At 33.6% G+C, this 20,248-nt stretch carries 17 protein-coding genes and 1 CRISPR repeat array; of the genes, 14 read left to right on the top strand and 3 right to left on the bottom strand.

All coding sequences use genetic code 11. The annotated features are described in order from the left end of the window. The first annotated feature begins 29 nt into the window (after nt 1-29). On the top strand, nt 30-2,282 hold the full coding sequence (locus tag Q0Y84_RS07960; RefSeq protein WP_297952478.1) for a type IA DNA topoisomerase: 2,253 nt from the start codon (nt 30-32) through the stop codon (nt 2,280-2,282). Nucleotides 2,283-2,301: 19 nt separating this feature from the next. On the opposite strand, the gene Q0Y84_RS07955 is transcribed toward Q0Y84_RS07960, so the two are convergent. Continuing rightward, the gene (locus Q0Y84_RS07955; protein ID WP_297952476.1) at nt 2,302-3,126 is read right to left on the bottom strand and encodes a site-specific integrase; all 825 of its coding nucleotides are present in this window, start codon (nt 3,124-3,126) and stop codon (nt 2,302-2,304) included. 61 nt (nt 3,127-3,187) lie between these two features. Between Q0Y84_RS07955 and Q0Y84_RS07950 the strand changes: the two genes are divergently transcribed. The 5 genes from Q0Y84_RS07950 to Q0Y84_RS07930 all read left to right on the top strand — a co-directional run bounded on the left by Q0Y84_RS07950 (nt 3,188) and on the right by Q0Y84_RS07930 (nt 6,461). After that, nucleotides 3,188-3,772: a single-stranded DNA-binding protein gene (locus Q0Y84_RS07950; RefSeq protein ID WP_297952474.1), complete on the top strand. Its 585-nt coding sequence runs from the start codon at nt 3,188-3,190 to the stop codon at nt 3,770-3,772. Between the two features lie 19 nt (nt 3,773-3,791). Beyond that, nucleotides 3,792-5,135: a hypothetical protein gene (locus Q0Y84_RS07945; RefSeq protein ID WP_297952472.1), complete on the top strand. Its 1,344-nt coding sequence runs from the start codon at nt 3,792-3,794 to the stop codon at nt 5,133-5,135. A 132-nt stretch (nt 5,136-5,267) separates the two neighbouring features. Beyond that, nucleotides 5,268-5,615 carry a hypothetical protein gene (locus Q0Y84_RS07940; protein WP_297952470.1) on the top strand — a complete coding sequence of 116 codons (348 nt, stop codon included), beginning with the start codon at nt 5,268-5,270 and terminating at the stop codon, nt 5,613-5,615. 24 nt (nt 5,616-5,639) lie between these two features. Further along, nucleotides 5,640-5,996: a hypothetical protein gene (locus Q0Y84_RS07935; protein WP_297952468.1), complete on the top strand. Its 357-nt coding sequence runs from the start codon at nt 5,640-5,642 to the stop codon at nt 5,994-5,996. A gap of 81 nt (nt 5,997-6,077) precedes the next feature. Further along, the gene (locus Q0Y84_RS07930; RefSeq protein ID WP_297952466.1) at nt 6,078-6,461 is read left to right on the top strand and encodes a hypothetical protein; all 384 of its coding nucleotides are present in this window, start codon (nt 6,078-6,080) and stop codon (nt 6,459-6,461) included. Between the two features lie 58 nt (nt 6,462-6,519). Here Q0Y84_RS07930 and Q0Y84_RS07925 read toward each other — a convergent pair whose 3' ends face one another. Continuing rightward, on the bottom strand, nt 6,520-7,386 hold the full coding sequence (locus tag Q0Y84_RS07925; RefSeq protein ID WP_297952464.1) for a C40 family peptidase: 867 nt from the start codon (nt 7,384-7,386) through the stop codon (nt 6,520-6,522). Then, nucleotides 7,386-8,156, bottom strand: coding sequence for a hypothetical protein (locus Q0Y84_RS07920; RefSeq protein WP_297952462.1), 771 nt, complete (start codon nt 8,154-8,156; stop codon nt 7,386-7,388). The genes Q0Y84_RS07925 and Q0Y84_RS07920 overlap by 1 nt, the downstream gene beginning before the upstream one ends. A gap of 171 nt (nt 8,157-8,327) precedes the next feature. Between Q0Y84_RS07920 and Q0Y84_RS07915 the strand changes: the two genes are divergently transcribed. From Q0Y84_RS07915 to cas9, 8 genes are all read left to right on the top strand, one after another. Continuing rightward, a complete protein-coding gene (locus tag Q0Y84_RS07915) occupies nt 8,328-8,897 on the top strand; it encodes a hypothetical protein (protein ID WP_297952460.1) in 570 nt (189 codons plus the stop codon). Continuing rightward, nucleotides 8,890-9,780, top strand: coding sequence for a preprotein translocase subunit SecG (gene secG, locus Q0Y84_RS07910; RefSeq protein WP_297952458.1), 891 nt, complete (start codon nt 8,890-8,892; stop codon nt 9,778-9,780). Before Q0Y84_RS07915 ends, secG begins: the two co-directional genes overlap by 8 nt. A 9-nt stretch (nt 9,781-9,789) precedes the next feature. Continuing rightward, nucleotides 9,790-9,954: a preprotein translocase subunit SecE gene (gene secE / locus Q0Y84_RS07905; protein ID WP_297952456.1), complete on the top strand. Its 165-nt coding sequence runs from the start codon at nt 9,790-9,792 to the stop codon at nt 9,952-9,954. 9 nt (nt 9,955-9,963) lie between these two features. Beyond that, nucleotides 9,964-12,417, top strand: coding sequence for a preprotein translocase subunit SecA (gene secA, locus Q0Y84_RS07900; RefSeq protein WP_297952454.1), 2,454 nt, complete (start codon nt 9,964-9,966; stop codon nt 12,415-12,417). 2 nt (nt 12,418-12,419) lie between these two features. Beyond that, nucleotides 12,420-13,730: a preprotein translocase subunit SecY gene (gene secY / locus Q0Y84_RS07895; protein ID WP_297952452.1), complete on the top strand. Its 1,311-nt coding sequence runs from the start codon at nt 12,420-12,422 to the stop codon at nt 13,728-13,730. A 481-nt stretch (nt 13,731-14,211) separates the two neighbouring features. Beyond that, on the top strand, nt 14,212-14,571 hold the full coding sequence (locus Q0Y84_RS07890; RefSeq protein WP_297952450.1) for a hypothetical protein: 360 nt from the start codon (nt 14,212-14,214) through the stop codon (nt 14,569-14,571). A 196-nt stretch (nt 14,572-14,767) separates the two neighbouring features. After that, nucleotides 14,768-15,157 carry a hypothetical protein gene (locus tag Q0Y84_RS07885; RefSeq protein ID WP_133477240.1) on the top strand — a complete coding sequence of 130 codons (390 nt, stop codon included), beginning with the start codon at nt 14,768-14,770 and terminating at the stop codon, nt 15,155-15,157. Between the two features lie 282 nt (nt 15,158-15,439). Further along, entirely contained in the window at nt 15,440-19,648 is a 4,209-nt protein-coding gene (gene cas9 / locus Q0Y84_RS07880) for a type II CRISPR RNA-guided endonuclease Cas9 (protein WP_297952446.1), read from the top strand. 129 nt (nt 19,649-19,777) lie between these two features. Next, a CRISPR array of direct repeats spans nt 19,778-20,201; the repeat unit is 36 nt; unit sequence GGTTATTACCATAATGAAATGACATACATCTAAGAT. Nucleotides 20,202-20,248 lie beyond the last annotated feature (47 nt).

The following is a 20,248-nucleotide window of genomic DNA, read 5'->3' as shown; positions in this document are numbered from 1 at the left end:
ACGTCCTTATTTTTTAAGAGGTAGAAAAAATGACAACAGTAATACTTGCTGAAAAGCCCGATCAGGCAAGATCTTATATGGATGGTCTTGGGTTAAAGCACACAGAGAAACAGCATAAAGCAAGAGGAAAGACATTCCTCGATGATGATACAATCGTAGTCTCGGCCGCAGGACATTTATTAGAACTTTGCGAACCTGAACACTACGGAGAAGAATATAAAGACCGAGATAATTTGAAGGCGTTACCCATAATTCCATCTCGATTTGATTACAATCTGCCAAAAAAAAATGTCTTTCTTTACAATGAAATTAAAGATGCAGTGGCTAAAGCAGATAAGGTAATTGTAAGTACAGATATGGATAATGAAGGCGGAGCTATTGCTTTTAATATTCTACGTTTTAGTGGAATGCTCAAGCAAAAGAAAATTTTAAGATCTTATCCCACTGCTTTAAATAAACAGGCAGTAATACGACAATTCAAAAATTTAAAGTCAATAGATAAAACATGGAGAGATGCACATGCGGCGATAGCTAGATCAAGAGCCGATTGGATGATCGGAATGAATTTAAGTCGTTTGTACACTTTAAAGTTAAAAAATATTGGTATCATTGGTAATTTTGCTGTGGGTAGAGCTATTTCAACCACATTAAACTTAATTTGCCAGTGGCAGAAATCGATTGACGATTTTGAAGTACAACCAATTTATGAATTAGATGGTAGTACTCTTATTAATGGAACAAATGTTGACCTTAAATCAACTATCAGAGAAGTAGGACGTGAGAACAAGACAAAATTCATCAAAGAAATTAAAAAACATGTTTTGTCTAAGAAAAAAGCTTATGGTACGGTTGCCTTAATTGATTCTAACATCAAGAACACTTATCCACCTATCATGATGACTAAGGGGGACTTGTATAAAGAAATGAATCGAGTGGCTGGATGGACACAAGCAAAATCTAAAAAAGTCATGCAGAAAAATTATGATGATGGTTACCAGACTTATCCCAGGACGGATGCAGGGGAGATACCTTTGTACGAGTATCAATATCTTAGAGATAAATTTGATGATTTTATGCAAATAATCCATGAAGATGGTAAATACGAAAGATATGATATGCCAGAAGACAAGGCAAAGAGATATCTTGTCAAAGAAGGCTCAGATGATGCTCATTATGGGATCGTTCCAACTGAAAAATTGATGGATAATACCAGAGAAGTAACTGACGATCAAAGATTAATGTATGAAGTAGTGGTAAGACGTGCTATGACCATGTTTATTAAGCCTTATCAGTATGTATCTAACCGTTTAGGAGTATCTGTTAGTGGTATACCTATGATTGCTCAAAATAACGCAATGCTTAACAAGGGCTGGAAGGCTATCTTACTGCCGAGCAAAAAGAAAAAACGAGGTAAAAAAGCACAGGAATCTAAGCAAGGTATGGACTATGCTAAATACTTAAAAAAGGGAGACAGACTAGTTATAAATTTAAAAATTAACGTTGGAAAAACTCAACCACCTAAACCACTAAAATCTATTCAAATTTATGACAAAGGTGGAATGATGGAACGAGCATATAAATATGTTGAAAATCAAAAATATGCTTCAATTTTGCGTAAAACAAAAGGAATAGGAACTTCTGCCACAAGAGATCAAGCCATGGCAAGTCTTGTTGCTAAAAAGTATATTGCAGTAGATACTAAGGATTATATTACGGTTACGCCTAATGGATGGTTAATTAATTGGCTTTTAAGTGGCTCGGAAGTTAATGATCCAGTACTTACAGCTAAATGGGAGGAAGAATATCAAAAGATTGACAAAGGGCAAACAAATTCCTCAAACTTAATTAATTCTACGGCACAAATGATTTATAACGAATTTAATCGAATTGAAAAGGCTTGGAATACGCAAAAAATTGTTAATTATTATCAAAGCAAAGCAGGAGCTTTTAATAAAAAGGCTTCTTTAGGTAAATGTCCCGTCTGTGGTTCTGATGTAGTTTTTCGCAAGGATCAAAAGAATGCAGGTAAGTGGGATAATTATGCTTGCACAAATAAAGACTGTAAGTTTGTTATTTGGCGACATTACTCTAATCGTTTAGTAAGTGAGGCAGATGTAAAAAAATTATTGGTTGGTCAACCGACACATGAATTTAAAAACTTGTTAAGTAAGAAGGGTACAGCTTATAATGCAAGGTTAATTTTAAAACCAGATAGTGAAGTCGGCACTTATAAACTTAAGCCATACATTAAACCAGATCCCGATCGCAGATACGATAAATAAAGAAGGCAAGATAGTTAAACTATCTTGCTTTTTGCTTATAAGAAATCAAATTGTAATAACTAACACACATCTTATAATACGCTAATTTTTTACTGGACAAATTAAGCTTAGTCATTAAGTACTGATCTGTTAAGTTAGGATTTGAAACATAAGATAAGATGTAGCTTTGTCGAAGTTTAGAAATACTCAAATCTAATGGAAGTATGTTTCTATCTAATCTGACGGTACGCATAAATGATTCATTAGTAGCTATAGGCCCGTCTCCATTTTGTTTTTGAAAAATAAAGGGATCATGAGTTTTTGTGAAATTCAAGTTTTTAACAATATATTTCTTTAATTCGCTATTATGAATGTGTTCAGCAATCTCAAGCCACCGTACTTTCAATAATTCTTTTGGTTTGTAACCAAGTGAAATTAATAAAAGTAGTTTGATGGTTTCGGGATGCAATCCTAAGCTAAGCATATTGGGTAAATCATTCATCCAATTAGTTACGATAGTAATTCTACGTTGATATGATATACCTTTTAAGCCAACTAGGGGATATGAGTCAATAAGGTGGGCTTGTGTTAAAAACGTAAAATACTTACGGATGTAAGAGATATATTTATTGATCGTACGAGTTTTTAAATGTTCGTGAACTTCAAGTTGTGTAAGATAATCATTTACGTCTGAAACTTTAATGTTTTTAATATCAACATCTCCGACAGCATTAGCTACATGATAATTCCAGAAATTAAATAACACAGAATTTATCATATCAATAGATAATTGATTAAGTTTGTTTACATGTGTACACCAAGCATCAAAAGATGTCTGGTGCGGAAATAAGTCTTTTTGATTCATAAAAAATAGTTGTAAAATTCGAAAATACGTTTATTATTAAATAATAAGATGAGGTTAGAAAATGTCTCAAATAGTATGCCTTACGGGTCAAATTGCAAAAAAAGGAAAACTTTATAAATCTGAAAAAGGAATCCTCTACTTGCGTATTATACTACACGAAAGCAGTGGTAGAAGTGTCAACAAATTCCCTATTGTTTTTTATCGTGATACAGCAAAGACCGTGGCTCAAAATTTTGCTAAAGATGATTTCGTTTTGGTAGAAGGACATATTGTATCTAGTGAAAATAAAAAATACGATCGAACCTTCTACAACCTATCAATTTTTGGCAAAGAAATAGTAAAAATCAGTGAATTTAACGATCAGAAGGGAGTTGCTAAATCAGCACCAACAAAGCAAGTTGATGCGTCAGACGTACGAGATACGATAAAAAACAAGATTGAAGAACAATCTTCAAAAGAACCTAATGTAGCAAAGCCTAGACCTGAAAATTCTGTGCCGACAGAAAATCTAGGTGATAAGGTGAAAAAATCAAAAAACAGACAGATGCCCGATGCCGATAGTCAAATGGCAGAGGGAACTTCAGACAAATCAGACAATAGTGGATTTGATGAATCGCTGTTTGATTTACCTGATGACGACTTTTGATCTTTAGTGGGGTTAGAATATGGCAGAAACAAGGACAATTGGAGAACTTGCTGACACTTTAGGACTTGATTATGTGAAATTAAGAACGCCATTTAAACGGTTACAACAAACAAACTTGTACTTAGTAATTGGTAGTGATGGAGGAGCAACTCCTAAGAATAAATATCTGAGACAAATTGCAAATATTAATAAATATTTTGCAAAGGCTAGTCTTGTAGATGATGAAATCTTTAATTTTGTAAAAGATCAATTTGAGTATTACCAAAGTGAAATCACAAATGTAGAACGCGTTTGTAAAAAATCATACTTGAACGAAAAAGATTTATCCAAATTCATAAAAAATTTTGATCGAAATGAACAAAATGATTTTATTGCAAGAAATATGTTTTCGAAAAATCAATCGGATGCTTTAATTAGGACAAGAATTGATGATTTGATTTCATTGTATTTAAAGAAAAAAATTTCTGAAACCAAAGATACCATTGCGGTAGTGCCATCTTTTGATGCTAAGACAAAATTGACTAAAAATAAAATTATAAAAGTACACTTGCTTGAAGGAATTCGTACTCGTACATGGAAACAAGGCGTGGTTGTTGGATTTTACTTTTCAAAAAAAGCAGGGTGCCAATTGCCAATAGTTGCGCTGTATAACCAAAACATCGAATTAGCTGATGCGGTTAAATTGGATCCTAAGTCAAGAGGCAACTTCCATTTTGCAAAACGAAAGTTAGGGAATAAGCAACCAGTAGTATGGACCATCCCAATTAATGATCTGATTGACTATTCAGTTACAGATCGTCGAAAGAAAAAAGAAGCGGAAAAGAAAAATGTCGATTCGCATTATTTTTACTTTCTCAATATGCTCCTTTCTACTCTAAGCAAATATCAAATTGGGTGCGAATTTTTAACACACGGAAATTACCGCCATCCCTTTATCCAAATCATCACAGATCCTGTTATTTTCCATCTAAATGACTTTATTGCAAGCAAAGATGATGTAAAGAAAGTAGCTGAGATAAAGCTTAAAACATTTGGTAAGCCTAATGTAGAAGAATTAGAAAAGACATGCCGACACTTTACTCAAAAATTAGGAACAAGCTTTAGGGTAGCCAAAAACAAAAATGAATTGGCAATTCAATCTGATTTGCGTAAATTTGTTGTTGGTTGGTTTGATAAGGAATCTGAACCTGTACTCAAAGGCCTTCAAGAGTATTCAGTTAAAAGTGGCATTCCCATGGACTTATTAGCTGGGAAAATACTACAGGATTTCTATTCGATATATATTGAGCCAAGCTTACACGAGGAAGCAACTACAGTTGCTGACCAATTTAAGCTATATTTCAAAGAAAACGGGGAAAAATAGGAGATTAATTAAAGAAGGAAGTCATGTGCTTTTCTTTTTTTGCACCTAAAAGTACAAAAAATGATACTAAAAGATATTGAAAATGATACCAAAGCGAGTATAATGTCAAGTGTAAAGGATAAGGAGTTGAACATGAAGGAAATTGAAAAAGCTAGAGCAATACTTTTGTCGAATCATTTAACGTTTAATCAATTACATGAAGCAACTAACATACCTGTATCAACACTTAAGCGTTATAGTAGACAGGCTAAAGGCAAAGTACCTTTTGGAAAGTATGAAAATATTGCTAAATTAGCTAAGGTATATGATAAGTCGAAATTTGAAGACCAAAAAAGACAAATAGATCTTACTAAAGCTATGGAATTAGGAGAATGGCTAAAAAATAATATTCCCAATGATACATGGGGTAAAAGAATTAAGAAAGCTATTATGAATGATTCAGAAGTTTTGATAAAGATACTGCAGATGAATGAAAAGTAAAAAGATACGAAGGGAACGAAAGAAATGGCAAACCAAGTAGAAAATGAAGAAATAAGAGAAGATAGAAGATTGGATAGATGGATTGTTAATTTAGCCGACTTTTTACAGGAGGAAAAGTATCAGTTGCTTAAACTACAAGCTTTGCAACAAGATAAGCCTAAAACAGATTGGAATTTTAGAACGATTAGTGAAAGAATAAATAAAATAATTGATGAACAACTATATCATGTATATCAAGTAAGTTTTAGTAAAGAAGTTTTAGCTAAACATGGTCTAACACATAAAAGAGAAGATTTTGAAGCAGTCATGTACATTGATCCTGCATTACTAACAATGTTTCAGACTGTGGACGACCATTATATTGAATGCTACACTTTTTAGAGAATTTAGCGATCAACAAATAAAAAATAAAATGCGTACAATATCCTTAAATAGATGATTAAGCTTATTTAAGGAGAAAGCATGAAAAAGTATTTAATGATTGGTCGTAACGCAATGCCTACTGTACAAGATGCAGGCAAAGAACTGGTAGAAAGACTTAACAATACCAATGAATTATTAATGGTTTCTAACATAATCTTTATGATTGACAGTCGTACACATGAAGGTAGGACATATCGTATACCTGCAATTACGCAAGATGTCAATATAACGTTTAATGGAATGAATTACAAACTAACCTATGAAAAAGAGCATATGGCACTTATTAGTGTATTTGTTTATATCCTAAACGTAATTAGAGAATTTAATAAAAAAGCAGAAAAAAATAAAAAATTGACTTTTATTAATCCTAATGATGAGACACTCAAAGTTTTGGATGATATTCTTAGTCAAAACCGAATCTAAAAAAGAGCTGTAAGGTTGATAGCCTTACAGCTCTTTTTTGTTGGTTTTATTTAAATGCTTATCTGACTACTCTGCCGACAAAAGAAGGTTTGAAGTAATCAGATACTGTTTCAATATCAACATTCTGTCCTGGTTGTGGTGCCGCTACAAATTTACCATTACCAATGTAAATAGCTACGTGATAGCTAGCACCGTGTGAACCCCAAAATAGAAGATCCCCTGGGCGGGCAGTATTGATAACATCAGATGCAGAGGCAACATCAGTTGTATCTACATTCTGTTCTTGATGAATTGTATCACGATTAATTTGAATACCAACTTGTCGATAAATATATTGCGTCAAGCCAGAACAATCGAAACCGTTAAGTGATTCTCCACCCCATTGATAAGGAATTCCCATATTAGCATACTGGACTGCTAAATTGACAATCTGTTCTGCTTTGGTGTCGCCAACTAAAGAAGCTTGATGAACGTTAGAATTACCTTGATTTTGAGTAGTGATTTGTTTGTCATTTTCCTGTGGTTGGTTTGGATCTTGCAGATTAAGCTCATCTCCAATATAAATCTGAGAATCACTGAATGACAGGTTATTCCACTTAAGCACGTCTTCCGTTTTTAAACCATGTTCATAGGCAATTTCGGAGACAGTATCACCCGCTTTAACAGTATATGTCTTAGGTGGATCAGGAACTTCTAAATCTTGATCTTCTGATACTTTAGCATTGGTTTTAAGATGATTTGCTTTTGCCAAAGCTTTAACAGTCACATGGTGTTCTTTAGCAATCGACTTTAATGTTTGTCCTTTTTCCACTTTAACTGTATCAGCGTGAGCTACGGCAGGTGCTACAACAGTAGTTGCTAGACCACCACCAATAAGTGCAAAAGCTAGTTTTACTGAGCCATTTGACTTTAGCGTGTATTCCACTAAATTTCAGTCCTTTCTTCATCAATTAAATTGTTAAACATCTTTGCAAAAATGTGAGATTCACAAATTAAATTCTTTGTACCATCTAGAATCTCGTAGATGCGTACATGCAGTAGTGGCAACTGATTTTTAGCAAGCTCTTGTTCTTCAAAAGACATTATTAAATTAGCTTTTTCATCAAGAGGAACCATTTGTCCTGAAGAAGATACTTGAAAGTAATCAGCATTATTATCTATTGCATACTTAAGACGGGGGTTTGCAACCTTACGATAGTTTAAAGATACCGATTTGGCTACTAATAGTAGTACAAACGGAAAATTATACTGATCTACATCCCTGTACTCAAAGGCTTTTTGGTTCCGCAATAAAAATGAATAGGTGAGCTTTTTAGAAAAGTAAAAGCCCGTGTAATACGTAAGATCTTTACGTAATGAATCAATGTTAACCTGATTAACATTTAATGACTTTTGCTTTAAAGGATCTAAAACAAATGTTGATGGATTATTTTTGTATAAACAGTGACTAAGTTTAGCCTTGTCAAATACAGAAAAACCAGGAATGAGCTTCTTACTATGAACGCCATAATAGGAAACTTCATTTGTTTTAGCATTAAGCCTACCGACTAATCTAATAGGGTTATGACAGTAAAAGCAAACTGCATAGTAGTTGCCGTTTTGCAAATACGGATAGGCAGATAAATATTTACGAATATTTTTGCTGTTTAGATAATGCCATTTATCTAAGTGGTGAATTGTCGTAAAAAATATCATAAAATACCTACCTTTCCATATCCAAAATTAATTATGAAACAAAACGATTTAAAAAAGTTGTTTGTTCAAAAACCAGAAAAAGGGGGATTTTTTGGAAAATAGAAAAAAAAACAAAAGAGATAGGAAAATTTATAGGATATGAGTGTCAATAAATAAATTAGGAGGATTAACATGTCAAATACCAAACAAGATGAATTGCAAAATGGAGTTTTTGTTCTTAAAAATGACCTTTTAGATTACGCTAAAAAAATTGCTAAGGACGATGCTGACAGCACAACTAGTGTGGTAGAAGTGGTTTATAATGTTTTGCTTCAAATTGGTAACCAAGAAAACAATACGAAGGAGACGAAAAAGTTGCGTAAAGCTTTTCAAGGAATTCCTCTAGCGATGCATACCCAAGCTTTGCGGAGCTTTATTGTAAGCTTTTATTATGTCAATCACTTAGATCAAGCCTTAGTACCAAGCAATCAAGTAATTAAAAGCGTAGTAGCAGAAATGATGGCAACCACAGAACATTTTTCTGAAATAGATGGTCAAATTCTGTCACCTTTTGAAGCAATTTACTTAACTATTGATTCCTTTGTGCAGGATAACGTACTTAAAGATCCCAAGCGTCATGAACAAGCAGATGTGTTAATCGGAAATATTAAAGCACAACGAAGAATCTTGAATGATTATTTAAAAGAATACGATGCAAAGTATGGAGCAGAATTGCGAAAGGAAGTATCTGCGGATGATTAAACTAAAAAAAGCTTGGTTAGTAGCTCTTTCAACTACGATAACTTTAATTTTAGCAGGCTGTTCAATTAAAACACCATTAACCCAGAAAAAATTAACTTCTGAATTTCAAAAAAACACTGTTAGCTTAATGAATGTCCATGGCTACGTGACTGCCAAAGAACAGCTTAAAGACAAAAAGGCTAAAAATTTTAATAAATACTACAACAAAAGTATTAAAAAGGAAGAAAAATCTGTTCAAAATTCTTTAGATGCTTTAAAAGGTGCGAATAATTATAAAGGATACTCTAGTAGTGTCTATCAATTTAGCAAAGAAGTATTAGCTTACATTAAAGTGGCACAAAAAGATCAGACTGATAAAGCTAATCAAAAAGCTACACAAGCTAAATACCATGCAGTTACTAAATCAGCGGTCAAAGTTGGTAGCGCCAGTGATTCAAAAAAAGTAAAAGCGTATGTCACTACGATCGTGGGCTATGATAATCAAATGAAAGCTAAACTGGCACACGATAAAAAAGTAAAAGCAGATAAAAAGAAAAAAGCTAATCGTCCAATCATTGCTTTTAGAGGTACAGGAAAGCATAAAGGAGAATTGGTTGACTATAATGGTAAACCCATACCTAAGAAATATTTGCAAAAGAAAAAGAAAGCAAAACACACTATCAGTATTAATCCTGTGTTAGGTACGGCTTTGCTCATGGTTTCGGGCTTATTAATCGTCACAGTGTTCTTGCAACCTAATAAATCAGACGATAACAGTTCTGCATTAATGGATGATTCTAAACGTCCTAAACCACGTGGATATGAATTATTGATGTTTCGTTTAACAGAATTGCTAGGGGTTATTTTAGTGATCTTGTTAATCGTACTTGGTACTACTAAATAGGAGGAATAGATGCATTACTTAACTAGAGTATTTAAGACTTTGAAAAAAGTTACATGGGAAAAGATACCAACATCCCTAAAACATATGATTTATGTACTTTTAGTAGTAATCGGAAGTTCTCTTGTTTATTGGGGTATTGACGTGCTGATTACTAGTTTGATAAGCAAGCTGTAAGGAGACAATATGGGATTAAAACAAATTGTTGAGAATAATAAATTTAAAGTGCGGAAACTTGAAAAGATTGTTGATAAAATTGAGGCTTTAGCAGATAAGTATTCTACTATGAGCGATGAAGAGCTTCAATCACAGACTTCAAAGTTTAAGAAAGAATTGGCCAATGGCAGAACACTAGACGATCTACTGGTAGAAGCTTTCGCAACAATTAGAGAAGCAGATAAACGCGTATTAGGGCTTTATCCTTATCCAGTACAGCTTCTAGGTGGTATTGTTTTACATCAAGGAAACTTAGCTGAAATGCGTACTGGTGAAGGAAAAACTTTAACTGAAACGATGCCTGTTTACCTAAATGCTTTAACTGGTAAAGGCGTACATGTAGTTACAGTCAATGAGTACCTTTCAAGACGTGACTTTGAAGAAATGGGACCAGTATTTACCTTTATGGGGTTGACGGTTGGTCAAAATGGTGAAGAAATGATCTTAGAGGATAAGAAAGCCGCATACAACTGCGATATTACTTATTCAACTAATGATGCACTTGCTTTTGACTATTTACGTGACAATATGGTCAAATATTCCGAAGATCAAGTGCAAAGAGGTTTAAATTATGTAATTGTTGACGAAGTTGACTCTATTTTGATTGACGAAGCGAGAACTCCATTAATTATTTCAGGTAGTGACAAGAGCTACCGTGCTTTATACAAGCAAGCAGATGCGATTGCCAAACGGATGAACAAAAATGATTTTACATATGATGCTGAAACTAAGACAATCACACTTGAAAGGTCTGGAATTTTAAAAGCTAATGAAGCTTTCGGTGGTCAAGATGTATATGATGAGGATTCTTTCATCTTAGCTCACTATTTAGATGAAGCCATGAAAGCTAATTACACGATGGAAAAAGATAAAGATTATATCGTTAAAGACGGTGAAGTACTTATCGTAGATACTAATACTGGCCGTGTGATGAGTGAGAGAAGATTTTCTGACGGTTTACATCAAGCACTAGAAGCTAAAGAAGGCGTTGAAATTCATGACGCTAATAAGACAGAAGCTTCTGTAACTTACCAAAACTTTTTTAGAATGTACAAGAAATTATCGGGCATGTCGGGGACTGCTTCTACTGAAAGTGAAGAATTTTATCAAACATTTGGTATGGAAGTGGTAACTGTTCCAACTAATAAGCCGATTGCACGTAAGGATTTACCTGATGTACTTTATCCAACGGAGAGAGCTAAGTTCAGAGCAGTGCTTAACTTAATCGAAAAGATATATCGAACTAGAGAGCCAGTGCTAGTCGGAACTGCTTCTGTTGAGAACTCAGAATTGTTATCCAAAATGTTAGATCAAGTTGGCATCCCTCATGCGGTGTTAAATGCTAAAAACAACAAAAAGGAAGCAGAAATTATTGCTCAAGCAGGACAAGCAGGTGCGGTTACGATTGCAACTAACATGGCAGGACGTGGTACTGACATTAAGCTTGGACCAGGAGTAAGAGAATTAGGCGGATTATTTGTTTTAGGAACCGAAAAACACGAATCAAGACGTATTGATAATCAGTTGCGTGGACGAGCAGGTCGTCAAGGAGATCCTGGTAAAACAGTTTTTTATATGTCCTTGGAAGACGATCTAATTAAAAGATTTGGTGGCGAGAGAATTGCTAAAGCCAAAGATAAACTTGTGGCAGATGGCGAAGAATTTATTCCAATTAAAAGTTCACGTCTGTTTAATAGTGCTGTACGTCAATCTCAGAAAAAGGTCGAGGGAAACAACTTTGACCAACGTAAAAATACCTTACGTTACGATGATGTGATGAATGAACAAAGAATCCACTTATATAGCCGAAGACAGACTATTTTGGATTCTAAAGAGGATCTTACACCTCACTTAAAGGCAATGATTAATCGTACTGTTGGACGCACGGTTGATAAATACTTCTTAGATAAGGAACATACCAATTACAAAGGCTTAGTGAGGTATGTAAGAGAATATCTAGATGTCGATTTAAATCCAAGTCAAACAATTGATGAACTACAAACTACGATTAGAGATTCTCACTACAAAGAGAATTTACAACGTAGCATTGATAAGACTAATCATCTGAAGCGTTTAAGCTTAGAGCAAGTTAAGAGTTTAAATCGAGACGAATTAAAAGAATATTTATTTGAAGAGACCCTTAAAGATCTTAAAGATAAAGAAGAAGCCCTAATTGATCCTAATCAGATGCAAGACTTTGAACGCACAATGATCTTAAATGCCATTGATGCTAATTGGAAAAACCATATTGATATTATGGAACAATTAAGACAGTCAGTTACATTAAGGGGTTATGGACAATACAATCCATTAGTTGAGTATCAGAATATGGCTCATGAAATGTATAACCAAATGACCAATAACATTGAAAAAGACGTTTGTCGATTCTTCTTACATACGGAGATTAGAGAGGGAGTACGTTAAATATGAGTATGAGTTCTACTAAAAAAGAAAACAGAAAGAATTTACTAAAAAGAATTGGAATTACAATTGGAATCTTATTGATTTATGATTTGCTAACCTACGTTACAATTCCAGGTGTTGATCCTAGGCAGTTATCAAAGATTACCAATAACCCTGCTTTAACCATGATGGCAATGTTTAGCGGTGGTGGCTTCCAAACTTTTTCCTTGATGTCAATGGGACTAAGTGCTTATATTAGCTCACAAATTATTGTTCAACTAATGCAATCAAACGTTATCCCAATCTTGACGGAGTGGAGTAAGGAGGGTGAGATTGGACGAAAAAAGCTGACCAAACTCACTCGTTGGTTAACTTTAATTCTTGGTTTTGTACAAGGAATTGGGATTGTAGCAAGTATTAACTCCTTGTCACAATTAGGATATGCCGTTGATAACAGTTGGTGGACTTACTTAGTAATCGGGACTTTACTTACAGCAGGTACGTTTCTTGCTATGTGGCTTGGCGATCAAATTACGCAATATGGTCTAGGTAATGGGATTTCAGTAATTATTATGGCAGGTATCGTTAAACGTCTACCTGATATGGCTAAATCATTTTACTTATCAGTATCAACTAGTGCGGGAGTTAAGTGGGATTTAGTAATCATTACCTTAGTTTTATTAGTAGTATTGACTGCAATCATTGTTTGGTTTAATCGTTCAGAATATCGTTTACCTATTCAATATACTCGAACTGCTAATCGTTTAACTGATAATACGGTTGCTAAGGACAGTTACTTACCACTTAAATTAATTGTTCCTGGTGTGGTACCAGTAATTTTTGCTAGTTCCATTTTAACCATTCCTCAAACAATTATGATGTTTGTCCAAGCTAAAAGTGATTCGGTTACCGCAAGAATTGTTAATGATTTCTTCTCTCTAAATTCACCAACTGGTACCGTCTTGTATGGTATTTTGATTGTCCTCTTTACTTATATTTACTCATTGGTACAGGTAGAGCCTAATAAGTTGGCAGACAATCTTTCAAAACAGGATGCCTACATTCCTGGTGTTTGGCCTGGCGATTCAACTGCAATTTTCGTCAAAAACTTAATTTATGACTTAGATTTACCTGGTTCAGCATTCTTAGCTTTGATCTCAGTAATACCATTAATTGCTTCAAGTTTAATTTCACCAAGTCTGGAAATGGGATTAAGTGGTTCTAGTCTATTAATTATCGTTGGTGTATTAACTGATATGGGACGACAAATTGAAGGCTTGAAAGTTAAAGAAGGATTTTCAGACTTTATGAGTTTAACTTACAGCTTTAAGTAATCAACTTAAACTAAGAGTATGAATAGTAAATCTAAATACAAAAAAAAAGTTTTGTTAATCGTAATTATTTTATGTATGGCTTATCCTTTATTTGTTTTTGGACGGTTTAAGTATTGGGAATGGACGACTACACCCGAAACGCTTAGCCAGTCTAAAACAATGACGATCTTTTACCGAGAAAAGTGTAGAAGATGCAGAAAAGTAATGCCATGGCTTATTTTTAAGCACAGTTTAGATAAGAATAGAGTAAATGTAGTTAATGCTAATCACTATCAAAGATCTGACTTGGAAGAAATAGGCGTGTACATTACTCCTACTTTTAGGATTAACAATCAAAGCTATAACACGATTGACGTTCCAAAAATTGAAAGACTTTGGAATAGTAGCAAATGAATTAGTTACTACAACTTTTAATAAAAACAAAAAGATGCATCCCAATCTCTGATTGGGATGCGAGTAATTAAGAAAGGAAGTAAAATCTATGGCAATTTCAGTAGAAATTTCTCAAATGAACAACAATAAATCAATTATTGGCGTGTTTTACAATGGCAGACCGACTTACTGGGAAGCTCATGTCGTACCAACTAAGGAAACAGATCCTAAGACAGGAAAAGAGCAAGTAAGACTTAATATTAAGGCGCAATCATTAATCAGATTGTGGCTAGACAAATATACAGATGCCACGGACAGTACTACAATGGCTGATGGCTTGCATATGCTTAAAAAGTTCTTTGGTGATGACTATAATTCAGCAATGCAAATTTCTGATATGACTAAAGATATTGCAAAAAAGATGGCACAGAGAAGATTTGAAGAAACTAAAAGTAAATTTTCTTTATAAAATGGCAAAAGTAACGAAAGATACGCAATAAATTGCAGATAAAAGCACTATTTTTAAATAGTGCTTTTATTTTGAAAAACTATTAATGATAACTAAGTCTGGAGTTTTTCTGATTTGGTTTCTATATTTTGCTATGCTTAACATATCAAGTTTAATGCGTAGGGATGCACACAAATAGAAATTAGAAGGTTAAAAAATGAAAAAAACAAAAGATATTTTTGGAGAAATTGTACCAGAACTCAAAAAGCAAAAATTCAACATTGATATTGACGAATTCTTAGATTTCATTGGGCATTATGATTTTACTTATTTAATTTCTCCCAGTGAAGTCCAAGGAAAATTAAAAATAAGCATTGTTGATACTTACAAACTTTTGGAATTTTTAGCTCAACATAAATACCTTGAACCAGTGATACCAGTGTACTGCCCGTATTGCAATGTATATTCTGGTTATTACTATGATACTATTGGTGAAATACCTAATAAATTGACTTGCTTATATTGTAAACAAGAGATTTCCGATCCGTTGCAAACTGCCGTTATTTTCTACAAAATTCCATTAAGAAAACAAGACATAAATTACTAGAAAAGAATTTGTAATTTGATAGAGACGAGGTGGTATATAAGCACCAAATAAAGTAAAAAAAGAGCTATGCTCTTTAGCATAGCTCTTTAAGATTCCGATATATCCCGGAACATTACATTGAAACTTCAAACTACTTAAATAGTAATTTGTTGCTTTATCTTAAACTACAAATTAGTTGAAAAAGATCAACTAAGGTTGTATGTCATTTCTTTATGTAATAATCCATACACAGATTCTATTACATAGTTGGATAAAATGCAATAAGTAAGAAGGAAAAATATTATGAAAATTAAAAACTATAATTTGGCTTTGACACCAAGTACAAGCGCTGTAGGACATGTTGAAGTAGATGATAATCTTAATATTCTGGAACCGGTTCATCATCAAAAAGCTATCGGGGTAGCAAAATTTGGCGAAGGTGAAACTGCAGAGGCAAGAAGATTAGCTCGAAGTGCTAGACGAACCACTAAAAGAAGAGCAAATCGAATCAATCATTATTTTAATGAAATTATGAAGCCAGAAATTGATAAGGTGGATCCGTTAATGTTTGACCGTATCAAGCAAGCAGGATTGTCTCCACTTGACGAACGCAAGGAGTTTAGAACTGTAATCTTTGATCGACCTAACGTTGCTAGCTATTATCACAAGCAATTTCCAACAATTTGGCATTTACAAAAGTATTTGATGATTACAGACGAAAAAGCTGATATTAGACTAATTTACTGGGCCTTACATTCTTTGTTAAAACATAGAGGTCATTTCTTTAATACTACGCCTATGTCACAGTTCAAGCCAGGAAAGCTAAATCTCAAGGACGACATGTTGGCATTAGATGACTATAATGACCTAGAAGGACTAAGCTTTGCAGTTGCTAATTCGCCTGAAATTGAAAAGGTCATTAAAGACCGTTCAATGCGTAAGAAGGAAAAGATTGCAGAATTAAAGAAATTAATTGTAAATAATGTTCCTGATAAAGATTTAGCAAAGCGTAATAATAAGATCATTACTCAAATTGTTAATGCAATTATGGGGAACAGCTTCCACCTAAACTTTATTTTTGACATGGATCTGGATAAGTTAACCAGTAAAGCATGGTCATTTAAGTTAGATGATCCGGAACTAGATACAAAGTTTGATGCAATTAGCGGTAGTATGACTGATAACCAAATTGGTATTTTTGAAACTCTGCAAAAAATCTATTCTGCTATTTCACTGCTTGATATTTTAAATGGAAGCAGCAACGTTGTTGATGCAAAAATTGCATTATATGATAAGCATAAGAGAGATTTAAATCTTTATTTTAAGTTCTTGAATACATTACCAGATGAAATGGCCAAGACTCTTAAGGCAGGCTATACGTTATACATTGGTAACAGGAAAAAAGATCTCCTAGCTGCACGTAAATTGTTAAAAGTCAATGTAGCTAAAAATTTCTCGCAAGATGATTTTTACAAACTAATCAACAAAGAATTGAAGAGCATTGATAAACAAGGACTTCAAACTAGATTCAGCGATAAGGTAGGTGAATTGGTTGCTCAGAATAATTTCTTGCCTGTTCAGCGCTCAAGCGATAACGTTTTTATCCCTTATCAGTTGAATGCAATTACTTTCAATAAGATCCTCGAAAACCAGGGTAAATACTATGACTTCTTAGTTAAACCTAACCCAGCAAAAAAGGATCGTAAGAATGCGCCTTATGAGTTGAGTCAATTAATGCAGTTTACTATACCTTATTACGTAGGACCTCTAGTTACTCCAGAAGAGCAAGTTAAATCTGGAATTCCTAAGACAAGTCGTTTTGCTTGGATGGTTCGTAAGGATAATGGAGCCATTACTCCATGGAATTTTTATGATAAGGTGGATATTGAAGCAACTGCCGATAAGTTCATCAAGCGCTCTATTGCTAAAGATAGTTATCTATTAAGTGAGTTAGTGTTACCAAAACATAGCTTACTATACGAAAAGTACGAAGTATTTAATGAATTGAGCAATGTTAATTTGGATGGTAAAAAACTTAGTGGCGGTGTTAAGCAAATTTTATTTAACGAAGTATTTAAGAAGACCAATAAGGTTAACACTAGTCGTATTCTAAAAGCATTAGCTAAGCACAATATCCCTGGTAGTAAGATCACAGGTTTATCTAATCCTGAAGAGTTCACTTCAAGTCTGCAGACGTATAACGCTTGGAAAAAATATTTCCCTAACCAAATTGATAATTTCGCTTATCAACAAGACCTAGAAAAAATGATCGAATGGTCTACAGTCTTTGAAGATCATAAGATACTTGCTAAGAAATTGGATGAAATCGAATGGCTTGATGATGACCAAAAGAAATTTGTGGCAAATACTAGATTAAGAGGCTGGGGAAGATTGTCTAAAAGACTACTTACAGGACTTAAGGATAACTATGGTAAAAGTATTATGCAGCGGCTTGAAACTACTAAAGCTAATTTCCAACAAATTGTCTACAAACCAGAATTTCGTGAACAGATTGATAAAATTAGCCAAGCTGCTGCAAAGAACCAAAGCTTAGAAGATATCCTTGCTAACTCTTATACCTCACCAAGTAATCGAAAAGCAATTAGAAAAACTATGAGCGTGGTTGACGAATATATCAAACTTAATCACGGTAAAGAACCTGACAAGATCTTCCTCATGTTCCAACGTAGTGAGCAGGAGAAAGGAAAACAAACTGAAGCTAGAAGCAAACAGTTAAACCGCATATTGAGTCAGCTTAAAGCTGATAAATCTGCTAACAAGTTATTTAGCAAGCAACTAGCTGATGAGTTCTCTAATGCTATTAAGAAGAGTAAATATAAGCTTAATGATAAGCAATACTTCTATTTCCAACAGCTCGGCAGGGATGCCCTTAGTGGGGAAGTGATAGATTACGATGAACTTTACAAATACACTGTTCTTCATATAATTCCACGCTCTAAGCTTACTGATGACTCGCAAAATAATAAGGTCTTAACTAAGTACAAAATTGTTGACGGTTCGGTTGCTTTAAAGTTTGGAAATTCTTACTCTGATGCTTTAGGTATGCCAATTAAAGCATTTTGGACTGAACTCAATAGGTTAAAATTAATTCCTAAAGGTAAACTATTAAACTTAACTACTGATTTTAGCACTCTTAATAAGTATCAAAGAGATGGTTACATTGCTCGTCAGTTAGTAGAAACCCAACAAATTGTAAAATTGCTTGCTACAATTATGCAAAGTCGCTTTAAGCATACAAAAATTATTGAAGTTCGTAATAGTCAGGTAGCCAACATTAGGTATCAGTTCGATTATTTCAGAATCAAAAATTTAAATGAGTATTATCGTGGATTTGATGCTTATTTGACAGCTGTAGTGGGGACTTATCTTTACAAAGTTTATCCGAAAGCTCGCAGATTGTTTGTTTATGGTCAATATCTTAAGCCCCAAAATGAAAAACAAGAGAATCAAGATATTCACTTAGATTCAGAGAAAAAATCTCAAGGCTTTAATTTCTTGTGGAATTTACTTTATGGTAAACAAGATCAAATCTTTGTTAATGGCACAGATGTGATAGCGTTTAATCGTAAAGACTTAATTACAAAAATGAATACCGTTTACAAATACAAATCACAAAAGATGTCACTGGCTATTGATTATCATAATGGAGCAATGTTTAAAGCAACATTATTCCCAAGAAATGATCGAGATACTGCTAAAACTCGTAAGCTTATTCCCAAGAAAAAAGAGTATGATACCGATATTTATGGTGGCTATACATCTAATGTTGATGGCTATATGATGTTAGCTGAAATCACCAGGAGCGATGGTAATAAGCAATATGGTTTTTATGGTGTTCCAGGTAGATTTGTTAGTGAATTAGATGTTCTACAAAAGATTAGATATACTGAGTATGAAGAAAAACTAAAGGAAATCATTAAACCAGAGCTTGGTATTAACCTGAAGAAAATTAAAAAAATCAAGATTTTAAAGAATAAGATCCCATTTAATCAAGTAGTTATTGACAAGGGTAGCAAATTCTTTATTACTAGCACTAGCTATCGTTGGAACTATAGACAATTAATCTTGTCTGCAGAATCACAGCAAGCATTGATGGATTTGGTTGTAGATCCAGATTTTTCTAATCATAAAGCACGAAAGGATGCAAGAAAAAATGCAGATGAGCGTCTAATTAAGGTTTACAAAGAAATCCTGTATCAGATCAAGCACTATATGCCTATGTTTGTTGAGCTAAATTGTTGCTATGAGAAACTGGTAGATGCTCAAAAGACCTTTAATTCTCTAAAGCCAGGTGATAAGGCAACTGTATTAAATCAAATTTTGATTTTGTTGCATTCTAATGCAACTTCACCAGTCTTGGAAAAGTTGGGGTATCATACTAGATTTACTTTAAGCAAAAAGCATAATTTGATTTCTGAGAATGCAGTTTTAGTTACGCAATCAATTACTGGACTTAAAGAAAACCATGTATCAATTAAGCAGATGCTATAAGCAGAAAAATAAATACTAAAAAAGAGCCAGATACTTAGTCAAAGATTAAGCAATTTGGCTCTTTTTTATTGTTGCAAAGAACTGACATATATCTAAGATGCAGAAATAGCATTAAATCTACGATCCCATGATTACTACCACAAAGATATGACATACATCTAAGAAGTACTAAAACTAATGACAGGCTGGTTATTACCCTAAAGAAATGACATACATCTAAGATTGATTTTTAGCGATGCTGCGACCATATTCAGGTTATTACCATAATGAACTGACATACATCTAAGATGAAGTAACTAAATATAAAGTACCATCTTTGGGTTATTACCATAATGAAATGACATACATCTAAGATCATGTTAGCAACGAAGGCAATGATTGTTAAGGTTATTACCATAATGAAATGACATACATCTAAGATCCCGATTATATTCCTAAACCATATCAAGGAGGTTATTACCATAATGAAATGCCATACATCTAAGATGTAACTTAGTGTAATCACAGCCAATTTCTTGGTTATTACCATAATGAAATGACATACATCTAAGATAGGTATTCTTTAATACTTATCTTAGAATATGACTTAAAAGTCATTGT

Source organism: uncultured Lactobacillus sp., from assembly GCF_947367125.1.
In the GTDB taxonomy this organism is placed as follows: Bacteria; Bacillota; Bacilli; order Lactobacillales; family Lactobacillaceae; genus Lactobacillus.
Note: the sequence above shows the minus strand (reverse complement) of the source record. Positions and strands in the feature narration are given on the sequence as shown.

Excerpts from the sequence above, each read along its gene's own strand:
- secG (WP_297952458.1), top strand. The coding sequence starts at position 8,890 with ATGATTAAACTAAAAAAAGCTTGGTTAGTAGCTCTTTCAACTACGATA.
- Q0Y84_RS07885 (WP_133477240.1), top strand. The coding sequence starts at position 14,768 with ATGAAAAAAACAAAAGATATTTTTGGAGAAATTGTACCAGAACTCAAA.
- cas9 (WP_297952446.1), top strand. The coding sequence starts at position 15,440 with ATGAAAATTAAAAACTATAATTTGGCTTTGACACCAAGTACAAGCGCT.
- secA (WP_297952454.1), top strand. The coding sequence starts at position 9,964 with ATGGGATTAAAACAAATTGTTGAGAATAATAAATTTAAAGTGCGGAAA.
- Q0Y84_RS07920 (WP_297952462.1), bottom strand. The coding sequence starts at position 8,156 with ATGATATTTTTTACGACAATTCACCACTTAGATAAATGGCATTATCTA.
- Q0Y84_RS07955 (WP_297952476.1), bottom strand. The coding sequence starts at position 3,126 with ATGAATCAAAAAGACTTATTTCCGCACCAGACATCTTTTGATGCTTGG.
- Q0Y84_RS07940 (WP_297952470.1), top strand. The coding sequence starts at position 5,268 with ATGAAGGAAATTGAAAAAGCTAGAGCAATACTTTTGTCGAATCATTTA.
- Q0Y84_RS07960 (WP_297952478.1), top strand. The coding sequence starts at position 30 with ATGACAACAGTAATACTTGCTGAAAAGCCCGATCAGGCAAGATCTTAT.
- secY (WP_297952452.1), top strand. The coding sequence starts at position 12,420 with ATGAGTATGAGTTCTACTAAAAAAGAAAACAGAAAGAATTTACTAAAA.
- Q0Y84_RS07945 (WP_297952472.1), top strand. The coding sequence starts at position 3,792 with ATGGCAGAAACAAGGACAATTGGAGAACTTGCTGACACTTTAGGACTT.
- Q0Y84_RS07915 (WP_297952460.1), top strand. The coding sequence starts at position 8,328 with ATGTCAAATACCAAACAAGATGAATTGCAAAATGGAGTTTTTGTTCTT.
- Q0Y84_RS07890 (WP_297952450.1), top strand. The coding sequence starts at position 14,212 with ATGGCAATTTCAGTAGAAATTTCTCAAATGAACAACAATAAATCAATT.
- Q0Y84_RS07950 (WP_297952474.1), top strand. The coding sequence starts at position 3,188 with ATGTCTCAAATAGTATGCCTTACGGGTCAAATTGCAAAAAAAGGAAAA.
- Q0Y84_RS07935 (WP_297952468.1), top strand. The coding sequence starts at position 5,640 with ATGGCAAACCAAGTAGAAAATGAAGAAATAAGAGAAGATAGAAGATTG.
- secE (WP_297952456.1), top strand. The coding sequence starts at position 9,790 with ATGCATTACTTAACTAGAGTATTTAAGACTTTGAAAAAAGTTACATGG.
- Q0Y84_RS07930 (WP_297952466.1), top strand. The coding sequence starts at position 6,078 with ATGAAAAAGTATTTAATGATTGGTCGTAACGCAATGCCTACTGTACAA.